This is a genomic window from Bacteroidota bacterium (assembly GCA_018816945.1).
GTDB lineage: Bacteria > Bacteroidota > Bacteroidia > Bacteroidales.
The window spans coordinates 100,668-126,598 of sequence record JAHIVC010000069.1 but is presented as its reverse complement, the minus strand read 5'-3'; the positions used below and the strand labels follow the sequence as shown (position 1 = coordinate 126,598).

Annotated in this window: 28 protein-coding genes; 26 read left to right on the top strand and 2 right to left on the bottom strand. The window is 33.8% G+C overall.

Going from position 1 to position 25,931, the window contains the following annotated elements:
* The 18 genes from KKG99_10685 to KKG99_10600 form a co-directional block, all read left to right on the top strand.
* Nucleotides 1–1,547 (top strand): histidine kinase (locus tag KKG99_10685; protein ID MBU1013462.1); only part of this gene is annotated, 1,547 nt, incomplete at its 5' end.
* 1,130 nt (nt 1,548–2,677) lie between these two features.
* The gene (locus KKG99_10680; protein MBU1013461.1) at nt 2,678–4,327 is read left to right on the top strand and encodes an amidase; all 1,650 of its coding nucleotides are present in this window, start codon (nt 2,678–2,680) and stop codon (nt 4,325–4,327) included.
* Between the two features lie 51 nt (nt 4,328–4,378).
* A complete protein-coding gene (locus KKG99_10675) occupies nt 4,379–5,014 on the top strand; it encodes a flavodoxin family protein (protein ID MBU1013460.1) in 636 nt (211 codons plus the stop codon).
* Between the two features lie 262 nt (nt 5,015–5,276).
* The gene (locus KKG99_10670; GenBank protein ID MBU1013459.1) at nt 5,277–5,816 is read left to right on the top strand and encodes a helix-turn-helix transcriptional regulator; all 540 of its coding nucleotides are present in this window, start codon (nt 5,277–5,279) and stop codon (nt 5,814–5,816) included.
* A 207-nt stretch (nt 5,817–6,023) separates the two neighbouring features.
* Complete coding sequence (locus tag KKG99_10665; GenBank protein ID MBU1013458.1) at nt 6,024–6,686, top strand: OmpA family protein; 663 nt, start codon at nt 6,024–6,026, stop codon at nt 6,684–6,686.
* Between the two features lie 124 nt (nt 6,687–6,810).
* On the top strand, nt 6,811–6,996 hold the full coding sequence (locus KKG99_10660; protein ID MBU1013457.1) for a hypothetical protein: 186 nt from the start codon (nt 6,811–6,813) through the stop codon (nt 6,994–6,996).
* Nucleotides 6,997–7,076: 80 nt separating this feature from the next.
* A complete protein-coding gene (locus KKG99_10655) occupies nt 7,077–7,532 on the top strand; it encodes a hypothetical protein (protein ID MBU1013456.1) in 456 nt (151 codons plus the stop codon).
* Nucleotides 7,533–7,581: 49 nt separating this feature from the next.
* The gene (locus KKG99_10650) at nt 7,582–7,737 is read left to right on the top strand and encodes a lmo0937 family membrane protein (protein MBU1013455.1); all 156 of its coding nucleotides are present in this window, start codon (nt 7,582–7,584) and stop codon (nt 7,735–7,737) included.
* 35 nt (nt 7,738–7,772) lie between these two features.
* Entirely contained in the window at nt 7,773–8,051 is a 279-nt protein-coding gene (locus KKG99_10645; protein MBU1013454.1) for a YtxH domain-containing protein, read from the top strand.
* Nucleotides 8,052–8,097: 46 nt separating this feature from the next.
* On the top strand, nt 8,098–8,364 hold the full coding sequence (locus KKG99_10640) for a hypothetical protein (GenBank protein MBU1013453.1): 267 nt from the start codon (nt 8,098–8,100) through the stop codon (nt 8,362–8,364).
* Between the two features lie 9 nt (nt 8,365–8,373).
* On the top strand, nt 8,374–8,715 hold the full coding sequence (locus KKG99_10635) for a hypothetical protein (protein ID MBU1013452.1): 342 nt from the start codon (nt 8,374–8,376) through the stop codon (nt 8,713–8,715).
* Between the two features lie 6 nt (nt 8,716–8,721).
* Nucleotides 8,722–9,117 (top strand): hypothetical protein, encoded by a 396-nt coding sequence (locus KKG99_10630; GenBank protein MBU1013451.1) that lies wholly within the window; start codon nt 8,722–8,724, stop codon nt 9,115–9,117.
* The gene (locus KKG99_10625; protein ID MBU1013450.1) at nt 9,117–10,214 is read left to right on the top strand and encodes an AI-2E family transporter; all 1,098 of its coding nucleotides are present in this window, start codon (nt 9,117–9,119) and stop codon (nt 10,212–10,214) included. Before KKG99_10630 ends, KKG99_10625 begins: the two co-directional genes overlap by 1 nt.
* Nucleotides 10,215–10,272: 58 nt before the next feature.
* Nucleotides 10,273–10,482: a hypothetical protein gene (locus KKG99_10620; protein ID MBU1013449.1), complete on the top strand. Its 210-nt coding sequence runs from the start codon at nt 10,273–10,275 to the stop codon at nt 10,480–10,482.
* Between the two features lie 185 nt (nt 10,483–10,667).
* Nucleotides 10,668–11,015 carry a cupin gene (locus KKG99_10615; protein ID MBU1013448.1) on the top strand — a complete coding sequence of 116 codons (348 nt, stop codon included), beginning with the start codon at nt 10,668–10,670 and terminating at the stop codon, nt 11,013–11,015.
* 99 nt (nt 11,016–11,114) lie between these two features.
* Complete coding sequence (locus tag KKG99_10610; protein ID MBU1013447.1) at nt 11,115–11,585, top strand: hypothetical protein; 471 nt, start codon at nt 11,115–11,117, stop codon at nt 11,583–11,585.
* A gap of 307 nt (nt 11,586–11,892) precedes the next feature.
* Nucleotides 11,893–12,561 carry an OmpA family protein gene (locus KKG99_10605; protein ID MBU1013446.1) on the top strand — a complete coding sequence of 223 codons (669 nt, stop codon included), beginning with the start codon at nt 11,893–11,895 and terminating at the stop codon, nt 12,559–12,561.
* 459 nt (nt 12,562–13,020) lie between these two features.
* Nucleotides 13,021–13,428, top strand: a complete 408-nt coding sequence (locus KKG99_10600; GenBank protein MBU1013445.1) for a DUF134 domain-containing protein — start codon at nt 13,021–13,023, stop codon at nt 13,426–13,428.
* A 54-nt stretch (nt 13,429–13,482) separates the two neighbouring features.
* Here the strand turns inward: KKG99_10600 and sucC are convergent, their stop codons facing one another.
* On the bottom strand, nt 13,483–14,670 hold the full coding sequence (sucC, locus tag KKG99_10595; protein ID MBU1013444.1) for an ADP-forming succinate--CoA ligase subunit beta: 1,188 nt from the start codon (nt 14,668–14,670) through the stop codon (nt 13,483–13,485).
* A 157-nt stretch (nt 14,671–14,827) separates the two neighbouring features.
* On the opposite strand from sucC, the gene KKG99_10590 reads away from it, so the two are divergent.
* From KKG99_10590 to KKG99_10580, 3 genes are all read left to right on the top strand, one after another.
* Nucleotides 14,828–15,481: an ABC transporter ATP-binding protein gene (locus KKG99_10590; protein ID MBU1013443.1), complete on the top strand. Its 654-nt coding sequence runs from the start codon at nt 14,828–14,830 to the stop codon at nt 15,479–15,481.
* Between the two features lie 108 nt (nt 15,482–15,589).
* Complete coding sequence (locus KKG99_10585; protein MBU1013442.1) at nt 15,590–17,878, top strand: hypothetical protein; 2,289 nt, start codon at nt 15,590–15,592, stop codon at nt 17,876–17,878.
* A gap of 120 nt (nt 17,879–17,998) precedes the next feature.
* Nucleotides 17,999–19,459, top strand: coding sequence for an aminotransferase class V-fold PLP-dependent enzyme (locus tag KKG99_10580; GenBank protein MBU1013441.1), 1,461 nt, complete (start codon nt 17,999–18,001; stop codon nt 19,457–19,459).
* A gap of 242 nt (nt 19,460–19,701) precedes the next feature.
* Here the strand turns inward: KKG99_10580 and KKG99_10575 are convergent, their stop codons facing one another.
* Nucleotides 19,702–21,045, bottom strand: coding sequence for a metallophosphoesterase (locus tag KKG99_10575; GenBank protein ID MBU1013440.1), 1,344 nt, complete (start codon nt 21,043–21,045; stop codon nt 19,702–19,704).
* Between the two features lie 381 nt (nt 21,046–21,426).
* Here KKG99_10575 and KKG99_10570 point away from each other — a divergent pair, with 381 nt between their 5' ends.
* The 5 genes from KKG99_10570 (at nt 21,427) to KKG99_10550 (ending at nt 25,876) form a co-directional block, all read left to right on the top strand.
* A complete protein-coding gene (locus tag KKG99_10570; protein MBU1013439.1) occupies nt 21,427–22,869 on the top strand; it encodes a response regulator in 1,443 nt (480 codons plus the stop codon).
* Nucleotide 22,870: 1 nt separating this feature from the next.
* Entirely contained in the window at nt 22,871–23,515 is a 645-nt protein-coding gene (locus KKG99_10565; GenBank protein ID MBU1013438.1) for a response regulator transcription factor, read from the top strand.
* A gap of 168 nt (nt 23,516–23,683) precedes the next feature.
* Nucleotides 23,684–24,250: a hypothetical protein gene (locus KKG99_10560; protein MBU1013437.1), complete on the top strand. Its 567-nt coding sequence runs from the start codon at nt 23,684–23,686 to the stop codon at nt 24,248–24,250.
* A gap of 181 nt (nt 24,251–24,431) precedes the next feature.
* A complete protein-coding gene (locus KKG99_10555; protein MBU1013436.1) occupies nt 24,432–25,007 on the top strand; it encodes a hypothetical protein in 576 nt (191 codons plus the stop codon).
* Nucleotides 25,008–25,312: 305 nt separating this feature from the next.
* The gene (locus KKG99_10550) at nt 25,313–25,876 is read left to right on the top strand and encodes a hypothetical protein (protein MBU1013435.1); all 564 of its coding nucleotides are present in this window, start codon (nt 25,313–25,315) and stop codon (nt 25,874–25,876) included.
* The last annotated feature ends 55 nt before the right edge of the window (nt 25,877–25,931 follow it).

Here is a 25,931-nt window from a genome sequence, read left to right as displayed (position 1 = left end):
TTAATAAAGATGATGAAATTATTGTAAATGCCGATAAGAATTACGTAGTGAAAAATGACAGCATCGTTGAATATGAGTTGTTAAAATCATTCAATGGTAAAATAATTACTTCTCATATTATTCTGAATGATTCTGTTGAAGTAATCAGTGTTGATGGAAGGAAATTGTATTTAATATTAAATCAACAAAAGATATTCGATCTAAACTCTTATACTCAAATAGAAACTGAGCATAAAGTAAAAGATTTTGCGTATGATGGTGTCCGACTATTTTTTTCAACATTTTATGATATTTACTATATTGAAAATCCGATTGCAATTGCTCATGATAGCATGATACATGTAAGTTCTGTAAATATTGATTTTGAAGACATCCGCGATATTGAATGCTCTGGAAATAATTTTTATGTAGCAACAAGTGAAGGAATTACGATCATTCCTCAAGAGCTATATCTTAACAAACCTAATTTATCTTTGGAGTCATATATCCAGTTTGTTCAAGTCGACGGGGAGGGTGTCGATTTCACCTCGGGAATCATCAATATTAAAGGTGATAGCAAATTAGAAATTAAATTCTCAAGCATTAATTATTCATCTTTCATGTCAAAATATTTTTATATGCTGGAAGGGATGGAGGATCATTGGTTAAAGAGTGATGGAACTATAGTTTCTTATCAGAATCTTAAGTCAGGTACATACAAATTTTATTTAAAATCTCAAATTAATGGAGATTATTTTAGCTTGCCTAAAGAATTAATAATTAATGTTAAGCCAACACTTCTCGAAAGATTTTACTTTTGGGCTTTTATTACAATTATAACCTTTTTATTGGTCGGTATATTGCTTTATCTCCGCAAAAATAAATTAAGTAAGAAAAATAATGACGAAATTTTACTGCTCAACTTAGAATCCAAAGCCTTACGTTCGATGATGAACCCTCATTTTATTTTTAATTCATTAGGATCTATTCAAAATTTCATACTTCATAATAAACCTAATGAAGCTGGTTTATACCTGTCTCAATTTGCCCGATTAATCAGACAAAATATGAATTCTTTAAACTCAAACTTTATAAGCATAGAGGATGAAGTGGATAAATTAAGAAATTATCTGGATTTAGAATGCCTTAGACTGAATAATTCATTTGATTACAATATTGATATAGATTCCAGAATAGAACCCGACGAGATTTTTATTCCAACTATGATGATCCAATTATTTGTAGAAAATGCAATCTGGCATGGGATTTCTCAACTTAAGACAAGAGGCGAGGTTAATGTAAGATTTATTATGGATGGCAAAAAACAACTTTCTGTTTTTATTGAAGATAATGGTATTGGTATTACCAAAAGTATGAAATCAGTAAATATTGACTCACACTTAAATTTAGGGATTGATTTGACAAAAAAAAGACTAGAACTTTTAGGTAAGAGATATAAGGTTAGAACCAAACTTATAATTAGTGAATTATACCCTGGTCAAAGTAATCCCGGAGCAAGAATTACTTTTATTTTTCCGACAATATTTTCAAATTCCTGGAACTCATAATCAACTTGTATTGGCTTATGGGTTTCATGTGTTAATAATTTTGAATTTAATGGTCACATGCCTGTCTGTCGGCAGCTATCGTATGGACACATCTTTTATAAGTTCGGCTCTTTTTATTACATAACTTAATCTTTCTAATCCCAGCTTTAATACTATGACTCCAAGTCTATTCTTGTGAATCAAATCCCTTTTTCCATGCGGTTAAAATTTCATTTTGTTCATCCCGACAGCGTTGTCATACTTCATAATTCTGGTAACAAATTGGCGTTTGTGATAATTTGTTTAAATGTCATATTTTAATTATTAAACCATACTTGTAAATTTAGGTCACAGTTTTCCTTTCATTTCTTTGTGACCAAAGAAACCCCGCCTGCGGTCGGGCAGGGAAACAAAGAAAGTCTTGTGAATATCAGCTATGATCAGCTTGTTCCAATTTAAAGATTAAGGTGTAATTGACTTTTTACGTACTAATAAGCTTCATGGCCTGCACCATATTCACGCCGCCCTATAGCTGCGCCAATGAATTATCTTTTATTCAATAAAGAATATTAGCAATGCTTACAATGTCCTTCAGACATAAAAATTACAAGCTCTTTCCGAAGTATTATTGGGAAGGCTATTCAAGCGATCCAGAAGATTTAACAAAAATTCGACTTTGAATAATCGACAAATTAAAAAAGATAAGAAACCTAAACGACAAATGTCAAACGACTTGGATCGCGACATGCAATACAAGGAATAGAGCTTGTTTTTTAGGTCTGTAAGACTTGATTCCTGCCTGTACTGCGCTTCGGCAGGCAGGTTTGGTGCTTGAAATTTATACTGAGCTTTTTTCGAAGTATCAAGGAAAAGCATAGAAAATAAAACAAAAGATATTCTAAAAGTTTTATTGCAACCTTATTTTAAAGGACTTCTTACTTTTTACACTTCTTAAGGTGCAAAGGATAAACAATTTTAATTTCTTAGCATTAAAAATCTAAAAATAATTGTTACCTAAATTGTGAAGAAATACACTAAGTCGGGATTGTTCAACTAACAATTTTAATTCACTGCGCTTTTAAAATTGAAGTTTCACGAATAAAATCTTCTTATATTTAACCAAATTTAAACTTAACGAAAAACTATGCCTTATGCGAACTAGAATCTCCCTTTTATTGCTGCTCACCCTTACAGTAGCTTGTACACAGCAACCTAAAACAGTGATTGCCCCATGGGTTGTCTATGATGAATCTGCAGAAATAGCTTTTTGTGCAAATAACGAAGCACAAAATATGCGTTATAAACAGATCCAGTCAAAAATTCTGGACAAGAACGAACTTTGGAAAAATATCGCAGATCAAATCAGCAATTTCTCAGAAGAAGATTATCAATCGCTAAAACCATTAATTTTCGAACAAGACATTCCAAGTATTCAGTCACAAATAAATTCGGGTAAACTCAGCTACGAAAAGCTAACTCAATGGTATCTCTATCGTATTGTTAAGTTTGAAAACGACAAAGACAAAATGCTGAACGCCATTGTTGCCATTAACCCAAATGCCGTTAAGGAAGCAAAGATAAAAGACAAAAACAGATCAGCCGACGATCATCCGATTTATGGTATGCCAGTTCTATTGAAAGACAATGTAAACGCAACAGGGATGCCTACTACAGCAGGAACACATTTTTTAAGAAATAACAATGCTTCCGATTCGTATATTGTTGAGAGAATGAAAGAAAAGGGGGCAATTATTTTAGGCAAAACAAACCTGAGTGAATGGGCAAACTTTCTTTTTCGGGGAGGTCCCAATGGTTTTAGTGCAGTTGGTGGACAAACCTTAAATCCTTATGGTCGCAAAATTTTTGATACCGGAGGATCTAGTTCGGGAAGCGGAGCAGCCATTGCAGCTAATTATGCAGCAGCTGCAGTTGGTACAGAAACTTCAGGATCAATTTTATCACCATCAAGCAATAACTCATTAATGGGGCTTAAACCAACAGTTGGGTTATTAAGCCGAAGTGGGATTATTCCATTATCAAGTACCCTTGATACTCCCGGCCCCATGACCAGAAATATCATTGATAATGCTATTTTTCTATCGGCAATGACAGGTGAGGATCCTACTGACCAAGCAACCAAAGACAATCCAAAAGATAAAAAATATTTTGAAGATTTAAAATCAGGAACGCTGGAAGGATTGCGTTTTGGAGCTTACAAAAACCTTTTAAGAGATTCGATTTATAAGTTGACCTTAGATAAACTCACTGATTTGGGAGCTATCATTATTGAGATTGAACCGGAAACAGTTGATTTTAGCGGATTTAGTGATTTATTAAGCGCCGATATGAAAATTGACCTCCCCAATTATATGGATGCCCATGCATCAGCAGATATTAAATTGCGCTCGATGAAAGAAATCGTAGTTTATAACAATGAGGATACTTTAGTTAGAATTCCTTACGGTCAGGTTATTTTTCAGGCAGCATCTGAAATTGAAATGAGTAATGACAGCTTGATTCTGTTAAGAAATCGACTTCATGCAGAAGGAGTTAGATATTTTGAAATCCCAATGCTGGCTTATGAACTGGATGCGATTTTAACCATCAACAATAGAGGTGCAGGTTTTGCTGCAGCTGCCAAATACCCCTGCCTGACTATTCCGATGGGCTACCGGGAGAATGGACAGCCTGCCGGTCTTACATTGATAGCCCGTCCATTTGAGGAAGATAAACTTTTAAAAATGGGATATGCATTTGAACAAGCCACAAAAATGAGAATAACACCTGCAATATATAAATAGAAGTTTTTATTAAGGAGTATTTTACAATCAATAAGGATAAAGCTCAAAATAATGAAAGTAATAGCAATAAATGGTAGCCCGAATAAAACGGGTAATACTTTTCATGCATTGAAAATGGTTGGTGATGAACTGATAACAGCCGGGATAAATTTTGAAATTCTGCATATCGGTCAAAAAATGATTCATGGCTGCACGGCATGTGGTAAATGTGCTGTAAATAAAGATGAAAAATGCAGTTTAAAAACAGATGATTTAAACGTATGGATTCAGCAAATTAAAGAAGCTGATGGTATCATTCTGGGTTCGCCTGTTTATTATTCAGGTATTGCAGGTACCATGAAAAGTTTTCTGGACCGGCTATTTTATGTGAGCGGAGCAAATGGCAATTTGTTCCGCCATAAAATTGGCGCGGCAGTAGTTGCCGTAAGACGATCGGGCGGTTCAGCTACCCTTGATGGTTTGTATCATTATATCGCTTATGCTGAAATGATTATTGCAACTTCAAATTATTGGAACATCATTCATGGCAGAAATGCCGGAGAAGTTGAACAGGACCAGGAAGGCAAGCAAATTATGCGTGTTTTGGGAAAAAATATGGCATGGCTGTTAAAAATGAAAGAAGCTACAAAAGATACCATCGAAGCTCCTAAAAAAGAGAAGAAAGAAGTAACCAATTTTATCAGATAGAGTATACAGCAGGTCAGGCTGTACGATCTTACTCAACTCATCGAATCCCTCGTATATGGATTTGTATTTTTATAATCAGCAAAGAGTATAATGACTTAACATTTTACATTAAGCTATTAATTGATTATATTTGTTTTACCTACGATTAAATTATCCTTAAAATAATAAGGACTATTCATATTTATAGAGAAAGGAAAAACAACCTGAAATATTCTCCCACAAATATTTATCCCCTCACTGGATGAAGTTATATATTAAATACATGGTCAGTTTGCGCTGCAAAATGGTGGTGAAGGAAGAGCTGAAAAAACTCGGACTAAATTATGTAGTTCCAGATCTTGGCTCGGTTGAGATTATGGAAGATATCACAGAAGAAATGCGGTTTGAGCTGAAGAAAAACCTGCTTAAATCAGGATTGGAATTGCTTGATGACAAAAAAAGTATTTTAATTGAAAGAATTAAAAACGTGATTACCGAAATGATTCATTATTGCGATGAAATACCCAAAGTGAACTATTCTGACTACATCAGTGAAAAATTAGGGTATGATTATACCTACCTTGCCAATACTTTTTCGGAGGTTAAGGGCATCACGATTCAGCAATTTATTATCATGAACAAAATCGAAAAAATTAAAGAATTGCTATTATATGATGAATTAAACCTTACGGAAATTTCTTACATGCTTCATTACAGTAGTGTGGCACATTTATCCAACCAATTCAAAAAAGTTACCGGACTTACCCCTTCCTATTACAAGCAGCTCAAACAAAAACGCAAAGCAAATCTTGAAAACATGTGAAATATGTAAGATTATTTCATAATTGTGTAATGCTATTAGCCTTCATTTGTTTCAACTTTGTTAAGTAGTGAAAATTTTTTCACAACTTAAATTCTGACAAAATTGAAAACAATATTTATTCTCGTATTTCTTGTCTTGATTGTGGGTCTATCCTATACAACTTATGTGCTATACAAAAAGAATATAGCTTCAACAGCTGTAATTGAAATGCTACAAAATGACCTATCCAAGTCGAATACCAAAATATATTTTGGGAGCGAGCAATTAAATGATCTCAAAAACGAAAAAGCTTCACTTAAAAATACTCGAACTGAATCGAATATGACCATTGCCGATCAGGCAAAGAGGTTGAAAGATCTTCAGGCAGTCATTCAATCACAAAGGGATGTCATGAGCAATCTTAAAAATTCGATAGCAGATGCCTTGATAAATTACGAAACCGACGAACTTTCGATTTACACCATTGATGGAAGTGTTTATGTTTCATTGGCAGAAAAATTATTGTTCAAATCGGGTAGCGATGTAGTTGATTCCAAAGGAATAGAAGCATTAAAATCGCTTGCCGCGGTACTTAACAAAACCAATGATATTCAGGTAATGATCGAGGGCCATACTGATAATGTCCCGATTAAAACAGCCGGTTTTAAAGATAACTGGGAGCTCAGCACTGCCAGATCTGCATCTATTGTAAGGATATTAACGAATGAATATGGTTTCGACCCCGGTCGGATTACCGCTTCGGGAAGGGGATCATTTTTCCCTATCAATACAAATGAGACTGCCGAAGGAAGGGCCGGTAATCGCAGGACCGAAATAATTTTATCGCCTAACTTAAACGAACTAATGAACCTGCTGGACTATTATGAATAGAAAAAGAACATAGCAAAATGTTATTTGCAAAATGTGTAATGATTTTCAGTAATAAAGTTCGCACTTATATTAATTAAATTCATTTACGCTTATCCCGCTGGTTAAGGGATTAAAATTCAAAAAAATGAGAACAATGAAACCAAGAATCAATCGTAATGCGCCAAAAAATAAGCCATGCGATAAGTTTGAAACACCCACTGAAGAGGACCTTATGTATGAAGAAATTTGGTTGGAGAAAATTTTTGGCAGACTCCAAATCAAGGATTTACTCAAAAATAAGGACTTTTTCAGGATTTCAGGGATTGTTTAATTGCCAATTCGAAAAGAAGATAATGAATGACTATTAAAATTATATATACTCTCAACTTATTCATTAAATATTACTTACAGATGAAAAAAACATTTTCAACCATCTTTATTATCATTTTTTCATTATCAATAATGATAAGCAGTTGCCAATCATCGGCAAAAAAAATAGAAAAAGCAAATGATAAAGTACAAGAAGCCAAAAAAGATGTATTAGATGCAAAATATGATTTGAACATGGCGCGACAAGATTCCATTACTGAATTTGAACAATTTAAAAAAGAAGTGGAAGCTAAAATTACTGCTCATGAAAAACACATAACTGAATTTAAAGCCAGAATAGCAAACGACAAGTTAGAAAACAGAGCCATTTATGAAAAAAAACTGGCTGATCTGGAACAAAAAAATACGGACATGAAAAAGGTACTTGCTGAATATAAAGCCGAAGGGCAAACCAACTGGCAACTTTTCAAAACAGAATTCCAACGAGATGTCGACAAATTAGGTGAAGCATTTAATGATTTATTAAAATCTATATAACAACTCAAATACATTAATCAGTAAAATTTAATAAGAAAAAACAAAAACCATGGGAAATCTACTTTACATCATCGCGGTGATTTTGATCATTGCCTGGGCCATTGGATATGTTGGCTTAAACGTGGGAGGACTTATACATGTTCTTCTGGTCATTGCCATTATTGCCATATTACTTAGGCTTATTCAAGGAAGAAAAATTCTTTAGAAACAATTATTATTAACAACCAAAAAAATAAAATTATGAGCTCAGGAAAAGTATTATTAGGACTATTGGCAGGTGTTGCTGCCGGTGCATTGTTAGGGATCTTATTTGCTCCCGAAAAAGGTTCCGTTACACGAAAAAAAATAGCTAAAAAAAGTGAGGATTATGCAGATAGTCTAAAGGAAAAATTCGATGAATTTTTGGAAAATATATCCGAAAAATATGAAAAGGTAGCGGAAGAAGTTTCCGAATTTGCAGAAAAAGCTAAGTCAAAAGAAAAAGAAACTGATAAAGAAGCCAAAGCGTCGAAAGCTTAAATCAATTTCATTCAGGAAAAATTAAAAATCTTAAAGAGGAGAAATAATGAAATTTATTAAAACGCTTATTCTAATGACCTTCTGTATGGTTCTTTTATTTGCAGCCACATCATGTGTCGTAGTAAGAAAAGATAATGGGAAACATCGGGGGTGGTTTAAAAACCGCAACAATCCTCATCATCCCAGAACTACAAATCCGGGAAAATCCAAGAGCGTAAAAGAGCTGAAATCAAAGGGAAAAAAGAATAAATTGAATGACCAGAAAGTCACTATCAATGAGATCTACCAATGGCAAGGTATTAAACCATATTAAATTAGGATCATGGACGACAATTCGAAATTGATAGTAGCACTTCTTGAAAAAGCTACCGATTATGGCAAAACCAGCTACGAATTAGGAAAGCTTAAAGCTTTTGAAATATTGGCAGATATAGGTTCCTCCATATTACCACAATCAATTGCCATTGGGATCATTGCCCTATTTATGCTGTTTTTCAATCTCGGAATTGCTTTCTGGCTTGGTGAATTGCTGGGCAAAACGTATTTAGGCTTTGCTGCTGTAGCCGCATTTTATGGCTTTTCGGGAATCATCTTTCGGGTCTTTTTGCACAAATGGATTAAAGAGCGCAACAATAACTATATCATAAAAATGTTACATAAATAGCATCCTATGCAAAAAAGCAGTTCTAGCTCAGATTTGAGAAGGTCCATTGAGTTACTTGAGGCTAAACAGACTTTAGTAGGTCAGGAATTAAAAGAACAATTCTTCCTTACCTACGAAAGTTTAAAGCCAATTAACCTTATCGAAAATACCTTGAAAGATATCGTTTCATCGCACTATTTAACTGATAATATTTTAGCTTCTGCCACAGGCATGGCCAGTGGCTATATCTCAAAAAAAATCGTAGTCGGCACTTCAGATAATGTTGGCAGAAAACTCATCGGTAAAATATTACAGGTAGGCGTTACAAATTTTGTTGCCCATCACCCTGAAGCAATTAAAATGTTTGGTCAGTTTATATTTCAACATATTTTCAACAAAAAGGAAAAGAATCCTATAAACTAATGGATAAGGAATTAAAATTACCGATTTACGCCAATGCTGCTTACCTTTTTATTAGCTTGTTAGCATTCATTACGATTTTATATCTTGCTCAAAGCATTATTATCCCTTTGGTTTTTGCAACCATTATTGCAATTGTTCTCCATCCTATTGTGAATTTATTTGTCAAACTAAAAATTAACAGGCTATTGTCAATCCTAATTACCTTAAGTCTAACATTCATAATTTTCATCGGATTTACTACACTTTTAATCTCACAACTTAGCCGATTTAGCGAATCATGGCCATTGCTGACAGAAAGGTTTAATGCGATGATTGACTTATTAATCATTGGAGCATCGGCCTATTTCGATATTAATACTAAAAGTATCCTTGAATGGATTGCTAAGATTTCTGAAGAAATAATAAAAATGAGCAGTGCAGCCATTGGACAAACATTAGTTATCCTCGGTAGCGGATTGGTGATCATTTTTTTGATTCCGGTGTACATCTTTATGATCTTATTCTATCAACCACTTTTAAGAGATTTTATTTATAAGGTATTTAGTAAAAAGAATCAAATCTCTGTAGCAAAAATTGTGAGCCAGATCAAATTAGTTATTCAACAATACCTGATAGGACTGATCATCGAATTTGTCATGGTAGCAATACTAAATACCCTAGCTTTAATTTTACTTGGGATTGAATATGCCATCCTGCTTGGTATAATCGGTGCATTGCTTAATATTATACCATATTTAGGAGGGATTATCAGTGTCGCTTTGTTTATGTTGGTGGCATTTGTGACCAAGTCGCCGGAATATGTAATTTATGTTGTAGGAGCCTACTCGTTGATTCAATTCATTGACAACAACTACATTGTTCCTAAAATAGTGGCTTCAAAAGTAAAAATCAATGCACTATTTTCAATAATCGTAGTAATTGCCGGAAATGCATTGTGGGGAGTTTCAGGCATGTTTCTTTCAATCCCATTACTAGCAATACTAAAACTTATTTTCGATCACGTAGAATCCTTAAAACCATGGGGCTTTTTATTGGGTGACACCATGCCTTCTCAGATAAAGATTAAACACAAATATAAAAGAGATAGAGCAGGGTAATATGAAAGAGCCTTAATGACAATTTGTCTCACTCAATTAATTTATAAACTAAAATAAAATGAAAAAAATAGCAATCATCATTATCTTAATCGGATTAGGACTTACCATATTTACGGCCATAACTGTTTTCACCAAAGAAAAAATAGTAGATATCGGAGAGCTTGAAATTACAACAAATATGCCACATCAACTCAATTGGTCGCCGTACATAGGTATTGCAGTTATGGCGGTTGGCGGACTCTTTTTTTGGCATTCATCCAAAAAATAATTCTCGTTACAAAACTATTGCTTCTGCATATTTTTTTGGCCTTAGGATGCTGTTAAGAAAACTCAGTAATGCAATGAAAACATGTGAAATATGTAATATATTTTGAAGATTGTGTAACACTTTTCGAATTGAATGCACCCATCTTTGTATCATAATTCTTCAACATTATAAATGAATCAAATGTCATGGAAAACGGTGGATTAAAGAAATCAGAAGTTTTCAAAGTGGTAGAATTCATTGAATACGTTCCGAATTCAATTGCTACAAAGACAATCATAAAAAAAGTTACCGGTTCCATTAGTGCAATTTCATCTGATTCGGGAGGATTATTGATTGGGAAGATTTTACCCTTCGACATTTTTATCGAGCTTATTGATGGAAATGCAGAAATTTTTATTGACAATAAATCTAATTTGCTTGAAAAAGGTCAGTCTATAATCATACCAGCACATTCACATAGCATAATTAGGACCATCAACCGATTCAAATTAATATCAACCATTATCAAAAGTGGATATGAAGATGTGAGTTAAAGTAAAATACATAGGGAAACAGATTAAAGATGATCCATAACAATACTGAAATTTTAAATTATCAAATTAAATAAATTATCAATCATAAAAAAGAAAACCATGAGAAAACTATTCTTAGTATTTGCATTATTATTTTGTATGGTATCATACAGCAATGCACAGGATTACAACACCGGAATTGGATTTAGAGGTGGATTATCAAATGGATTGACAATCAAAACTTTTATTGGAGAAAAAGCTGCACTCGAATTTTTAGTAGCAAGCCGATGGCACGGATTTAGCCTCACAGGTCTTTATGAAATTCATAATCAAGCTTTTAATGCAGATGGCTTAAAATGGTACTATGGTGTTGGAGTTCATGTTGGGTTCTGGAATGGAAAGCATGTAAAATGGGCAGATGACGATGTTGCATATACGGTTATTGGATTCGATGGGATTCTTGGTTTGGAATATAGCTTTCCTGATATCCCAATAAATATTAGTATCGACTGGAAACCTGAACTGAATGTAAGCGGTTACTCTGGATTTTGGGGAGATGGAGGTGCAATTTCTATCAGGTATATCTTCTAAATAATTAGAAGATTTTCCAATAATTCAACTCTTTAAAATCAATGCACCGCACATAGGAAAAAAGTGCGGTGTTTTATTATCCTAACCCATCAGAAATTATCATTAATGAAAAGTAAAATATTTTTATCATATGTAGGTCAAAAATCGCAATCTCACTGTAAATGTTCATAGGATGTATTATTCTACGTATTAATTTGTAACAATCAGAGATAATATATGCCAATTTATACTGGTAAAAACTTAATAATTAGAATACTTAAAAGCAAAAATCAATTCAAAAACATTAATAGTATTAAACACGATAATTATGAAACAATTAAGAAGGAGTATGATCATGGTTTTAATTACAACTATGATATTTTCAAGCTGCGCATCTTTAAATAAAACACAAAAAGGCGGAGCAATTGGAGTTGTTGCAGGTGGTGCTATAGGCGCCGTGGTTGGTAAAGCTGCTGGTAATACTGCCTTGGGTGCAGTTATTGGAGCAGCCGTAGGAGGTACAACAGGTGCCGTAATTGGCCATAAAATGGACAAACAGGCCGAGGAAATTAAGCAATCGGTACCTGATGCAAAAGTTGTGCGAGTTGGCGAAGGAATTATTGTAGAATTTAGCAGTAATGTTTTGTTTGGCTTTGACAGCTCAAATCTTTCTGCTGATGCAAAAACCAACCTTGACAAACTTGTTAAAGTTCTAAATAGTTATGTAGATACAGATATTGAAATAAGAGGACATACCGACAGTAAAGGAAGTCAGGTATACAACCAAATCTTATCGGAAAACAGGGCAATGGAGGTTTCATTATATCTACATAATAAAAATATCTCCAGCAACAGAATTACAACAAGAGGTTATGGCGAGAATTCGCCAAAATATGAGAACAATACTGAAAATGGACGATCTCAAAACCGAAGGGTTGAATTTCTGATCACTGCTAATGATAAGATGAAAGCTGATGCTGAAAAAGAGGCTAGATAATAAAAATCCTGAATAAAAAATTCAGGACTCTCTTAAGTTTTAATCCTCCTTCGCGTTCGCTTTACATAAATGTCTCTGTCTTTCATGTTGTTACTCGTTTTGTGTAACGCTATTTCAGGACGTGACATCATTAATAAATAAAACGTCTTCCACTTAAAATGGAAGGCGTTTTTTATTAGATTTAATTTATTTTACGAACCTACGTTCATTATCTTTATCTAAAAATAAACCTTATGAAAACTTCTCTAATAATAAAATTCTGTATTGTTCTTCCTATTGCTTTTTGTTGATTATGTCATCATGGTCCTATTGGGATGTGCCTCTTGCTTATTTGGATTTAGAACAGATTTTTTTGTAATTCGTATTGCATTGTTGGAAAAATAATTTTAGGACTGTCACTGGCTTTCTTTTTATTTTTAATATTGCCTGATATTAAAGCATTATTTAAAATAACTAAAAATGCCGCGACCGCAGAAAAGTAGGAAAGTTTGTCTTCCGCCTAAAATGCTTGGATTCAAACCATTTGGCATTGCAGTTCGAGATACGGTAACGATAGTATTACAATATGATGAATATGAAACGATCAAATTAGTAATCTATGACAATCTTTCTCAGGATGAAGCGGCGGAACGTATGGAAGTTTCACGCCCAACTCTTACACGAATTTATAATAGTGCATTGAGCAAAATTGCAATTGCTTTCATCGAAGGAAAATCAATTATTATCGAAGGAGGTAATTTTGAATTTGATAAAGATTGGTATCGATGCAAAAAATGTCACAAATTAATTGAGGGCATCGAGAATCACACTAAATGTGAGAACTGTCCATTATTTGGTGTAGATGAGCTAATTAGTTTAAATAAATAAAAAGGACGCTATCTCAAACGGGATAGCGTCCTTTTTCTCTATTATATTTTTTAATTATTTCAAAACTTTAGTTACTAAATTAGCTGCATCCTGCAAAGCGATTGCCGATCGCACTTTGATTCCACTTTCATCAATCAGTTTTTTACCTTCTACTGCATTGGTTCCTTGTAAGCGAACAATTAAAGGCAAGGTCAAGTTAACTGATTTAGCAGCTTCAACTACTCCTGCAGCTACCCTGTCGCATCGTACTATGCCACCAAAAATATTAATCAAAATAGCTTCAACATTCGGATCTTTTAAAATAAGCCGAAAAGCTTCTTCAACACGTTTTGCATCTGCCGAACCACCCACATCTAAAAAGTTAGCAGGATCGCCACCCGATAGTTTAATGATATCCATGGTGGCCATTGCCAAACCGGCACCATTTACCATACAGCCAACGTTACCATCTAATTTAACATAATTCAAATCGAATTTGGAAGCTTCAACTTCAATCGGATCTTCTTCCATCAAATCTCGCATCTCTGCAATATCAGGATGACGGAATAAAGCATTATTGTCGATTGCCACTTTGGCATCAACAGCTAAAATTTTATTATCGGAAGTTTTAACAACCGGATTTATTTCGAACAAGGAAGCATCTGACTCGACATAAGCCTGATATAAGGAAGCTACAAACTTCACCATCATTTTATAGGCAGTACCTGTTAACCCATAATTATAGGCAATTTTAGCACATTGAAATGGTAAAAGACCCACCGCGGGATTAATTTCCTCTTTAAAAATAAGTTCCGGAGTTTCTTCCGCAACTTTCTCGATATCCATTCCTCCTTTAGGCGAATAAATGATCATATTTCGCCCTGCCTTACGGTTAAGCAAAACACTGATGTAAAATTCCTGAATTTCAGATTCACCGGGATAATATACATCCTGTTGGATCAGAACTTTACTTACCAACTTACCATCAGCTTTGGTTTGTGGGGTTACCAGCCTCATTCCAATAATATTACCGGCCAATGTTTTAACCTCATCCAGAGATTTAGCAAGTTTTACTCCTCCCCCTTTGCCACGGCCACCTGCATGAATCTGGGCTTTTACTACCCAAAATTTTGTACCGGTTTCCTTAGCCAAAAGCTGGGCCATTTCAACTGCTTCTTCAGGAGTTTCTGCTACATATCCTTCAGGTACGGCAACTCCATATTTTTTCAGTATGGATTTACCTTGATATTCGTGAATGTTCATCTGTTCAGATTAATTTTATGAAAAATTTATTTAACAAAAATAGTATATTAATTTTACAATCATTGAATAGTCAGGGTCATATATTGGAATTTATACATGCATATAAATAAAGAATATTCTCTACGGATTTTTTTACCTTTGTTCTAAAGCTCATTACATGATTAAAGCCTTAGGAATTACGAAATCATTTGCCTCACTTCAGGTATTAAAAGGGATTGACCTTGAAATCCAGAAAGGTGAAATCGTTAGTATTGTAGGTGCTTCAGGTGCCGGAAAATCAACCCTTTTGCAAATTATAGGCACCCTCGATCGGGCCGATAAAGGCAGTATTCACATCAATAATCGATTGATCCAGAATCTATCTGATCGCCAACTATCGGAATTTAGAAATAAAGAAATTGGATTTGTATTTCAATTTCATCATTTATTGCCCGAATTTACAGCACTCGAAAATATTTGCATTCCTGCATTTATTGCGAAAACATCAAAACGTGAAGCCGAGAAAGAAGCCATGAAACTCATGGAATTTTTAGGTTTGCAAGATCGGGCAAATCATAAACCTTCCGAATTATCGGGTGGGGAACAACAGCGTATTGCAGTTGCAAGGGCTTTAATAAACAGACCTTCGGTTATTCTGGCCGACGAACCTTCAGGCAATCTGGATTCGAATTCAGCAGTTGATTTACATCAATTGTTTTTCCGCCTGCGCGATGAATTTAAACAAACTTTCGTTTTGGTGACTCATAATACAGAATTGGCAAACATGTCGGATCGAATTCTCACCATTAAAGATGGGGTTATTGAAAATTAAAATGACAATAATAAGAAGGATAAACCGTTGCTAATAATTAACATCCTAATCGTATAACATAATTTGAAGCTTCAAAACTACATAGCCCATTCTTCCCTGATCATAATTATGATTCTGGTATCAGGCTTTACGTTTAAGGGATTTACACAAGAAACGATCGACTATCAAAAGATAATCCTAACCGCCGATTCACTTTTTAACAAAGGCAATTATATTGATGCCAAAGCATACTATCAATATGCCCTGAAGCTTCAACCAAATAATCAGGATATTAAATCACGTTTGACTAAATCAATTGAATTATTGAAAAGTCAGGGTAAAGAAAGGGAAACTTATACCGATTATATATTAAAAGCTGATCATTTTTATAAAAAGGAAGATTTAGAAAATGCTTTTAATACTTATCAGCAGGCCATTGAGCTTTTCCCTTTCGAAAAATACCCAAATAAACAGGTAGAGAAAATCAAGAACAGGATTCAGGAAAAACAACTTTTAGAACAGGAATATCAATCAGTGATTCATACAGCCGATACTTATTTCGACAATGCTGAATATAAAAAAGCAAAAATAGAATATCAGTTTGCAATCAGCTTGATTCCTGCCGAAGCCTATCCTAAAACCAAATTAAATGAATTAAACCGATTAATTGCAGATCAATCCTTCATGCTTAAAATATATGCAGAAACTATTTTAATAGCCGATTCATCCTTTGCAAAACTAAATTATAATTACGCTAAAGAATATTATCAAAAAGCCGCAGATTTACAACCTAACGAAATATATCCACGAGACCAAATAACACAAATCATCCTCCTCTTAAATCCAATTAACGAATATAATAGCTTGATTGAACAGGCTGATAATTATTATATGGTCAAGGATTTTACGAGTGCCAGGAATTTTTATGAATCGGCTGCGCAATTAAAACCGGCAGATCCCTACCCTGCCGAAATGATCAGTAAAGTAATTGAAGCAATTGAGAGCAAAGCTACCAGCGATCAGGAAGATTTTGAGAATGCCATAAAAACAGGAAATCAGCACTTTTCGAACAATGAATTGAAGGAGGCAAAACTTCAATTTGAATTTGCAAATCGCATTAAACCCGATGGAATTTACAGTAAAAATAAATTGATCGAGATTGATCAGCTAATAGATTCAATTCAAAATATTGGATTAATAGATGTTAAATACACAGAGGCAATTCAAAAGGCTGATCTGTTCTTTTCGGCCAACGAATTACTCAAAGCAAAGGGCATTTATTCCGAAGTGTTGAGTTTTAAATCAAATGATGTCTATGCTCAAGAAAAACTGAAAGAAATCGAAAACGCATTTAGGATTATTGAGGATCAAAAAAACCTTGAAACCTCTTATGCCAACACCCTCAGCAAAGCTGAAGATTTTTTAATCAAAAAAGATTATGGTTCAGCTAAAACTGAGTTTCAATATGCTGCCACTTTAAAACCAAACGAAGACTATCCGAAAACCAAAATTGTAGAAATTGATTCAATTTTGATTCAAATCGAAGCAAGTCAAATGGCAGAGGAGAATTATTTAAAAACGATTAAGGAGGCTGATGTCCTATTTGAACAAAATCTATACACGTCTGCACAAAACTCCTATAAAAAAAGCTTGAATTATAAACCCGAAGAAGAATATCCTAAGAATAAATTAGCAGAAATTCAGCAAATTTTTCAAATTCAAAGAGAAGAACTAGACAAGGCTTATAATTTGGCTATTTCAAATGCTCAGAATGACATTGCGAAAGGGCAACTTCAATCGGCTAAAACATTTTTAAACGAAGCACTTACCCTAAAACCGGAAGAAACCTACCCTAGAATCACTATTCAACAAATAGACAATCAAATTGCTGAAAGCAAACAAAGAGCACTTGCACAATATCAGCCTTTATTGGTTGAAGCGGATCAATATTTCAAGCAAAAAACCTATGATCGGGCTTTAAGTTTTTATAATCAAGCATCTGATTTATTGCCCGATGAATTATATCCTGCAAGCAGAATAAATGAAATACTTCAAATTATTAGAGATGCAACCAATATTGTTTTAGTAGATTCATCTACTTTAATTGAGAATAACCAATTGCGTCAATTCAATTTTGAACAGGTTGCCATTACTGATAGAAAGTCAAATTATATATTATTAAGCATGTGCAACACAGATGCTGCGCGCAATCTTAAAATCATATTAAATTTCGGAAAGGACCAATTGAAAAACGGGGGCATCATCATTCGGCTGAATGAAAAAACTTCCTCTCAGGATTATTTAATCAATATAGGGAACCAATATAAATGGTTTAGTGAGAACAATAACTGGATCAGCATCCAAACTGAAGGTGGCGCCGTTGAGATCTCAAAAATCAGTATTTCAAAGATTAATTAAGTTGGGTCACCCGAATCTTGTCCCTATCTGTCTTAGTAATGTGATTGATTTAGATAAAATCCTTAATTTTACAGTCACTATACTAGCGCATAAAATCCTTATTTTTTAACATCAGCTTACATGGAAAAATACTTCAAGAAATTCAGAAAACGGATCATTGGTAATAAGGTAAAATTCAATACTCCATATGGAAGTAAAGAAATGATTTATGCTGACTGGATTGCAAGTGGTCGTTTATATCAGCCAATTGAAGATAGAATTTCTAAAGTTATCGGGCCTTATGTTGGTAATACCCACACCGAAACAAGTGAAACCGGAACATTGATGACCAAGGCTTATCAATATTCACATAAGCTTATAAAAGAACATGTAAATGCAGGTCCGAACGATGTGATTATTACAGCAGGATCAGGTATGACAACTGTTATAAATAAATTACAACGTATACTGGGGTTAAAAACCTGTGGATTCCTTTCTAATCAAATATGTCAAAAAGAAAGAGTGCGTCCCATTGTTTTTATTACACATATGGAACATCACTCAAATCAAACTTCATGGTACGAGGTAAATGCTGATGTTGAAGTGATACCGCCGGATATGGATCTGCTCATTGATTTAGATGCACTGAGAGCACTTCTAGAAAAATATAAAGATCGTGATTTCAAAATAGGTAGTTTTTCAGCCTGTTCGAATGTAACCGGCATTATTACTCCGTATCATGAAATGGCCAAAATCGTACATGAATATGGAGGTGTTTGTTTTGTAGATTTTGCTGCCTCAGCACCATACGTTGATATCAATATGCACCCTGAAGATCCGATGGAAAAATTAGATGGGATATTCTTTTCGCCTCATAAATTTTTAGGTGGCCCGGGTACTTCAGGAGTTTTAATCTTTGACTCATCATTGTACCATAGCAAAACTCCCGACAATCCCGGAGGAGGAACTGTAGACTGGACCAATCCATGGGGTGAATATAAATACATTGATGATATCGAAACCAGAGAAGATGGAGGTACACCGGGGTTCTTACAATCAATCAGAGCGGCCTTATGTATTGAATTAAAGAATCAGATGGGCACGCAAAACATTCATAAACGCGAACAAGAACTTACAAAACTGGCATTTAAAGGATTCTCTAAAATTAAGGGGATGCATATTTTAGCCGACAATGTGAAGGATCGACTGGGAATAATTTCGTTTTATCTGGAAAATATTCATTTCAATCTTGTGGTTAAGATGTTAAATGACAGATTTGGGATCCAGGTACGAGGAGGATGTGCATGTGCCGGAACCTATGGGCACTTTCTGTTAGATGTGAGCCATGATACCTCTGCAAAAATAACGCAGAAAATCAATTCCGGTGATTTAAGTGAAAAACCAGGCTGGATCAGACTTTCATTACACCCCACGATGACGAATAAAGAAATTAAATCAGTAATTGATGCTGTGGGCCAAATTGCTGAAAACTACAAAATTTGGGATAAAGATTATATTTATGATAATTACACCAATGAATTTCGCCATATCTCAGAACCCAAAGATAAAACAGAGCAAATCAAACCTTGGTTTAGTTTATAAAAAAAGTCCCTTTTCAGGGACTTTTTTACTTCACTCTGTTAGATAATCACTTAGTAAAAATTAGCATTTGTTTAGCAAGTTAGAAGAATCAACCTCAATATCTGATTGCAATTATCACAAAATAAACCTAGGTATTCTTTATTTCTAATCTCTTAGAATTTAAATTAACCAAAAACAAATATACTACATATATGGTAGGATTCAAAATGCCATTTTAAAAATTAACATTTTTTTAACAAATATTATTCATTGTATAAAGTGAACAAAGTTATTTCGGGAGAGATGCCAATGCGTCCGGGATAGCCTAAATAGCCCGTTCCTCTGTTTACATAAAGATATTGTGATTTGATCCGATATAAACCTGCCCAGTATTTATATAGATATTGAGCAGGGCTCCATCTGAACAAGGATGTTTCTATCCCAAACTGAAAACCATGTGTATGTCCGGAAAAAGTCAGATCAATGTGTTTGTACTTTTTTGAGATGACTTTATCCCAATGACTTGGATCATGTGAGAGTAAAAGTTGTATAGTATCATTCTCGATACCTTTTAATGTTTCATTCATATCTGCCTTTTTTGGAAAGCGAGGATTGTCGCCCCAATTTTCGACACCAAGTATAGCCAGCTTACTTCCGTTTTTCTCAATAATATGGTTTTCATTTCTTAATAGCTTCCACCCTATTCTATCATGTAAATCGTATAATTGCTGCATATTATCTTCTTTGGCTTCATCAGTTTCCCAATTTACATAATCGCCATAATCGTGATTACCCAATATAGAAAATACTCCTAAAGGTGCAGTAATTTCTTTTAAAATTTCCTCAAATTTAAATGCCTCAGAAGTAGAAAAATTTACCAAGTCACCGGTGAAAAAAACCAGGTCGGCATCCTGCTCATTAATAATTTCGGCAATCTCAGAAATAGGTGTACTACTGGGCCAACTTCCTAAATGCAAGTCGGAAAATTGAATAATTTTTAACCCATTAAAAGCTTGAGGTAATTTAGGTAAAATAAGATCTTCCGTCCGAAGCTTAAAGGCTGAAGCCCATTTAAAACGCCCAACCAATATCCCACTTAAGATAACGCCTCCTGTTAACAATCCCAGATTCTTGATGAATTTATTTCTTGTTATTAGCGGTAGTTCTGCTTTTTTAATTTGCTTAGTCCTTTTGGTTTTTGCAAATCTTAATATAAATTGAATCCCTCTGATAAAATCTGTTAATAAGATGAAGAGTGTAGTAAATATTTTAGCAGTATAACAAATGATGGCAAATCCTGAAATATTTAGATAAACTGAAGTATTCCATGTTTGAATTGGCTTAAACAGACTGATAGTAGTGGTTGTAATGATCATGGCTAAAGGCAACCAATACAATAAATTAAGGCTGATCTCCCAAATTTTGCTTTGTCTACCAATCCAACTTTTTATGGCACTCCATAAATAAATATCAAGTAAAAAGATGATTACAAATGCAGGATAGCGACTTAAACTTTTTGGCAATACCTGGGCAATGGCAAAGTAGCCGCCCACTATTAAACCAACAATTAAGAGATACTTATATTTTTTTATGATTTTAAAAATCATCCTTTTGATAGCACAATTACAAAAAAAAAGACCCGTTAAAATTTAACAGGCGCTGCAAAAGTAACTATAATTATTTACTTGCTAAGTAATTTTGACAAAATTAACACTACGGTCATCGTTAAAGATTTTATCTCGTTATCAACATGAAACTAACTATTCATACATTTCGTTTGAGTGTAATTGTTTAATATTGAGTAATAGCAGAAAGGATCTAACAGATTTTTTTGATTACATTTACAAAATGGCTTATAAATCGCAAATTTTTTAGGTTCAATTCAATCTTATAATACTTAACCTATTAGTGTTTTTTCACCTTATAAATACTAATTGATTCTTGAATATTTAATTCAAATTCATCAAAATTACTTTTCGAAAATAAAAATGAGTAAAATACTTGCAATTGATGATAATACGGATAACCTCAGATTAGTAAAAGAAACCATTAAAAAGTACATTCCGGATTGTGTGGTACTTGTTGCTGAATCAGGGTTGGAAGGGATTCATTCTGCAAAATCTGAGTTACCTGACACCATTTTACTAGACATTATGATGCCAGAAATGGATGGATATGAAGTATGCGAAATTCTGAAAAAAGATCAAACAACCTGTCATATTCCAATCATCTTATTTTCCGGTTATGTAAAAGATCCGGCAGGAATAATTCGAGGATTGGAAGCGGGAGCTGATGTTTTTCTTGAAAAACCAATTGACCCGGCTGAATTAGCCGCACAAATTAAGGTGATGTTAAGAATCAAAAAAGCTGAAGATAATCTAAAAAAGGAAGTACAGAAATACCGTGTAATGACTGAAACTTTACAAGATGCGATCATAAGCATTAAACTTGATGAAGAAATTGCTTATATTTCTCCAGTTGCCATAGAACTTTTTAAACTGGATCGGGAATTAAAGTATCTAAATAAAAATGCCTATCAATTTATTTTTTCTGAAAAATCAACGGCTTTAAGGCAATTGTTGAATGAGGTTTTGGTTTTAGGGAGGGTCAAAGATATTGAAATGCTTCTTTCTAAAGGAGATGGTTCGGAATTTTACGCTGAAGTTTCAGCATCGTTGATTAATGATGAGTTGAATAATCCGCTTGAATTTATTCTTGTTATCAAAGACATTAGCAATCGTAAGCAAACAGAAATAGAAATTTTAAATTATCAGCATAATTTAAAATTATTGAATTCTGAATTATCACTTATTGAAGAAAAAGAACGTAAAAGAATAGCCAGTTATTTGCATGATGGAATTGGGCAAACATTATCGCTTGCCCGTATTAATCTGACCTCCATAAACAAGCATACTCCATCAACAAAAGTCAATGAAATTGTTGAGAGTTGTTCTGAATTGATTAATTCGGCAATTGCAAAAACCAGATCACTTACTTTTGATCTGAGTCCTCCAATTTTATTTGAACTTGGGTTAATTCCTGCTTTAAAATGGAAATTGAATCAGATTGAGGAAGAGCACAATGTTAAAACATTTTTTAAATTTGATAATAATTTTCCTGTTATTAAGGATGCAATCAGGATTTTGTTGTATAGGATTATAAGCGAATTAATATCAAATGCTATTAAACATGCAAAACCTAATAAAATAGAAATCACCTGCAGAATCAATAATGATACTTTATCGATTTCAGTAAATGACGATGGAACCGGATTTGATTATAAGCCAAAACCAAATATGATCCGGCAATACGGTTTCGGATTGTTCAGTATTAAAGAAAGACTGGATTACATGGCAGGATCTTTAGAAATATCATCAAAAATAAAAAAAGGAACTACAGCAACGATTATCATTCCATTAAAAAACTTATAAGATGTCAATAAAAATTATTATTGCCGACGATCATCAATTATTCCGTGAGGGATTGGTTAAGCTCTTATCTAATTCTTCTGAAATTGAGGTGATTGCCGAGGCCGAGAATGGCGAAGATGCGATTTTAAAAGCAAAAGATTATCAACCTGATATTATGCTAATGGATATAGGAATGCCGATATTAAATGGCATAGAAGCAACACAAAAAATCAGAAACAACTACCCTAACATCAAAATTTTGGCTCTTTCAATGCATATTGAAAAGGACTACATAAAAGATATTCTGGATGCCGGTGCTTCTGGATATTTATTAAAAAATTGCACCTATAATCAATTAATTGAAGCAATCAATTCAGTCTATTTAGGAAAAAAATACCTAAGTGAGGAAGTCACCGAAATTGTAATTCAGGATTATTTAGCTAAAAAAGAAGAAATAACCAAAGATGAAAATACCTTGTCAAATAGAGAAATTGAAATTCTGAAATTATTTGCTGAAGGTAATTCATCACGTGAAATTTCAGAAAAATTATTCATTAGTATTAAAACCGTTGGAACACACAAACAGCACATTCTTAAAAAATTAGATCTTAAGACAAATGCTGATATGGTTAGATATTCAATTAAAGAAGGCATAATTAAATTGTAATTCTTTTCAGGTATTTTAGATTTTTTCTCCTAAATCTGCTCAAGATTTAAGTACCCCTAAATTTTCATCTTTATTTTTTGTAAATATTATGGGTAAACAATTTTTAGCTATTTTTTGTGCTAACTTTAGATTAATTTTAAGACAAGAAAATTTCATATGTAAATGAATATGAACAAAAAGCTCTTGAATAACCCCTTTTATGGGTTATTATTTCTAATAGTACTTATTTCTCAAAATATTTCAGCGCAGCGAACTAATACTGCCGAAATGACTATTACTGTTTCAATACCTGCAGTTGCATTACTAGATTTTAAAGGCAATGGACAGGTGATAACATTTAAATCAGAGAACCAGATCGAGCAAGTTATCACACCTTCTACCTTAAATAAAACTTGGTTAAATTACTCATCCATCGTCGAAACTGGGTCAACAAATCATATTACAGTTCATATTAGCTCAGGTAAATTACCTGTAGAATCTTTAATTAATTTAAAGATTGGAGATGATGTTGGCGCCGGTGAGGGAAAAGTTGGAGAGCCAGTCTCACAAATTACGCTTTCAAATTATCCCCAAAATATCATTACTAATATTGGTAGCTGCTATACAGGAAGAGGTGTTGAGAAGGGACATCAACTTACGTATTCATGGTTGAATATTGATCCTTTCGAAAAAAATCTTACCTCTAATAAAGATTATGAAATTACTGTAACTTATACAATTACATCAGCCGAATAAGATACAATCCATCCAACTTCCAGATCAATCAAGTACTTTATATTAATATTTTTCTAAACAAATTAAGCTTTTAGGCAGTTTTATCAGAATTTCTGACCCTATTATCAGCTTTTCATTGAATTATTAGTCTTTTCGTTTTCTATTGGTTACTATATGGTTACTTAAGGTATTAATTAATATCATGAGACAAAATAATATACTTGGATATCTTATATTTTGGATATTTTCATCCTTCAGCAGCGTAACTTTGGCACAGAGTTTTACTGCCGGAGATATCATTACACTTCAGGTCAATGATTACACTCTGATTGAAACCAATCATGCACCGGTTGTTCTTACTATGAGTGGTTCTGTGGCGGGAGCACCGGTTAGTTCGGTATCAAATTCTGATATGTTTTTAAAACTATCATCTCTGGTTCCGGGTGGTACAGCTCGAGAGGTCACAGCCAGAATTAGTTCCGGATCAATACCTCAAGGTACAAATTTAAGCGTTGTAGCTGCACCCTGCACCTTAACAAATAGTGGTGGAAATTTAGGAAATGTAGTAACAACACCTATTAATCTTTCTTCAACAGATCAAAATTTAATACTTGGTATTGGGAGTTGCTACACCGGAACAGGATATAACGATGGATATAAGCTCACTTATAAATGGTCACCTACAAATCTACCTGCCAGTTATGGTTTAATACAGTCAACCACAAGCCCAGTAAATATTACCATTGTTTACACCATAACCGCTCATAATGGCAACTAAAAATTAATCACTTCAACTTTACTTTTTTTGATTTATATCTCTTTTTTCATCGCAAAGAACAAGGATTCAATCAGAGATAAGCTAAGAGGTTTCAGAACTAAAAACGGTGCTAAATTCTGAGTTGATATCAGTTATTTTTACCATGATATAAGCATATTGCGGATTTTTTAAATAACTCAAAATCTTAAGGTTACTATTCCTCTTTTTTCAGAACTAACTAATGAATGAATCTGTTTTTTATGTCAACAAATATAAAAACAGAATGTATTCAAATTAAAAATTAATAAACCATAAAACACACGAAAATGAAAAAATTAATTATTGTAATTGGAATTATTGGGGGATGTTTTTTATCTGTTACAAAAGCACACACCCAAGATAATGTAACCTCTCACAATATTACAATGGGATTGCCGGAGGTAGCTTTGCTTGCCACAACAAGCGGAGGTGTAAATTTAACCCTGAGTGCAGCAACTGTTGCTGGGGAGGCCGTTCAAAGTAGTATTTCTGATTCAAGTGCGTATGTGCAATTTTCATCTGTAATTTCTGATGCAGCACCACGCACCCTTAGCGCCAAGTTTACCGGAACCTTACCTGGAGGAACAACTCTGACAGCAAGAGTTTTAAATCCTAATGCCAATGCAGTAGGTACCGTTGGAACACCTGTCGCAACAGATGTGACATTAACAACCAGCGATGCAACACTAGTTAGCAATATCGGAAGTTGTTATTCGGGAACAGCAGCTGATGATGGATACAGAATGAAATACACATGGGGCCTTGATAATCCATCAGCAAATTATGCAGACATCCGTGCTACTGCGTCAGCCAGCCTTATCGTAACCTTAACACTTACAGCGGCATTGTAAAACAAGCTCTTTAGAGCGTGTTATTTTTTAAGATTTATTTCCGTGTGTGAAATAA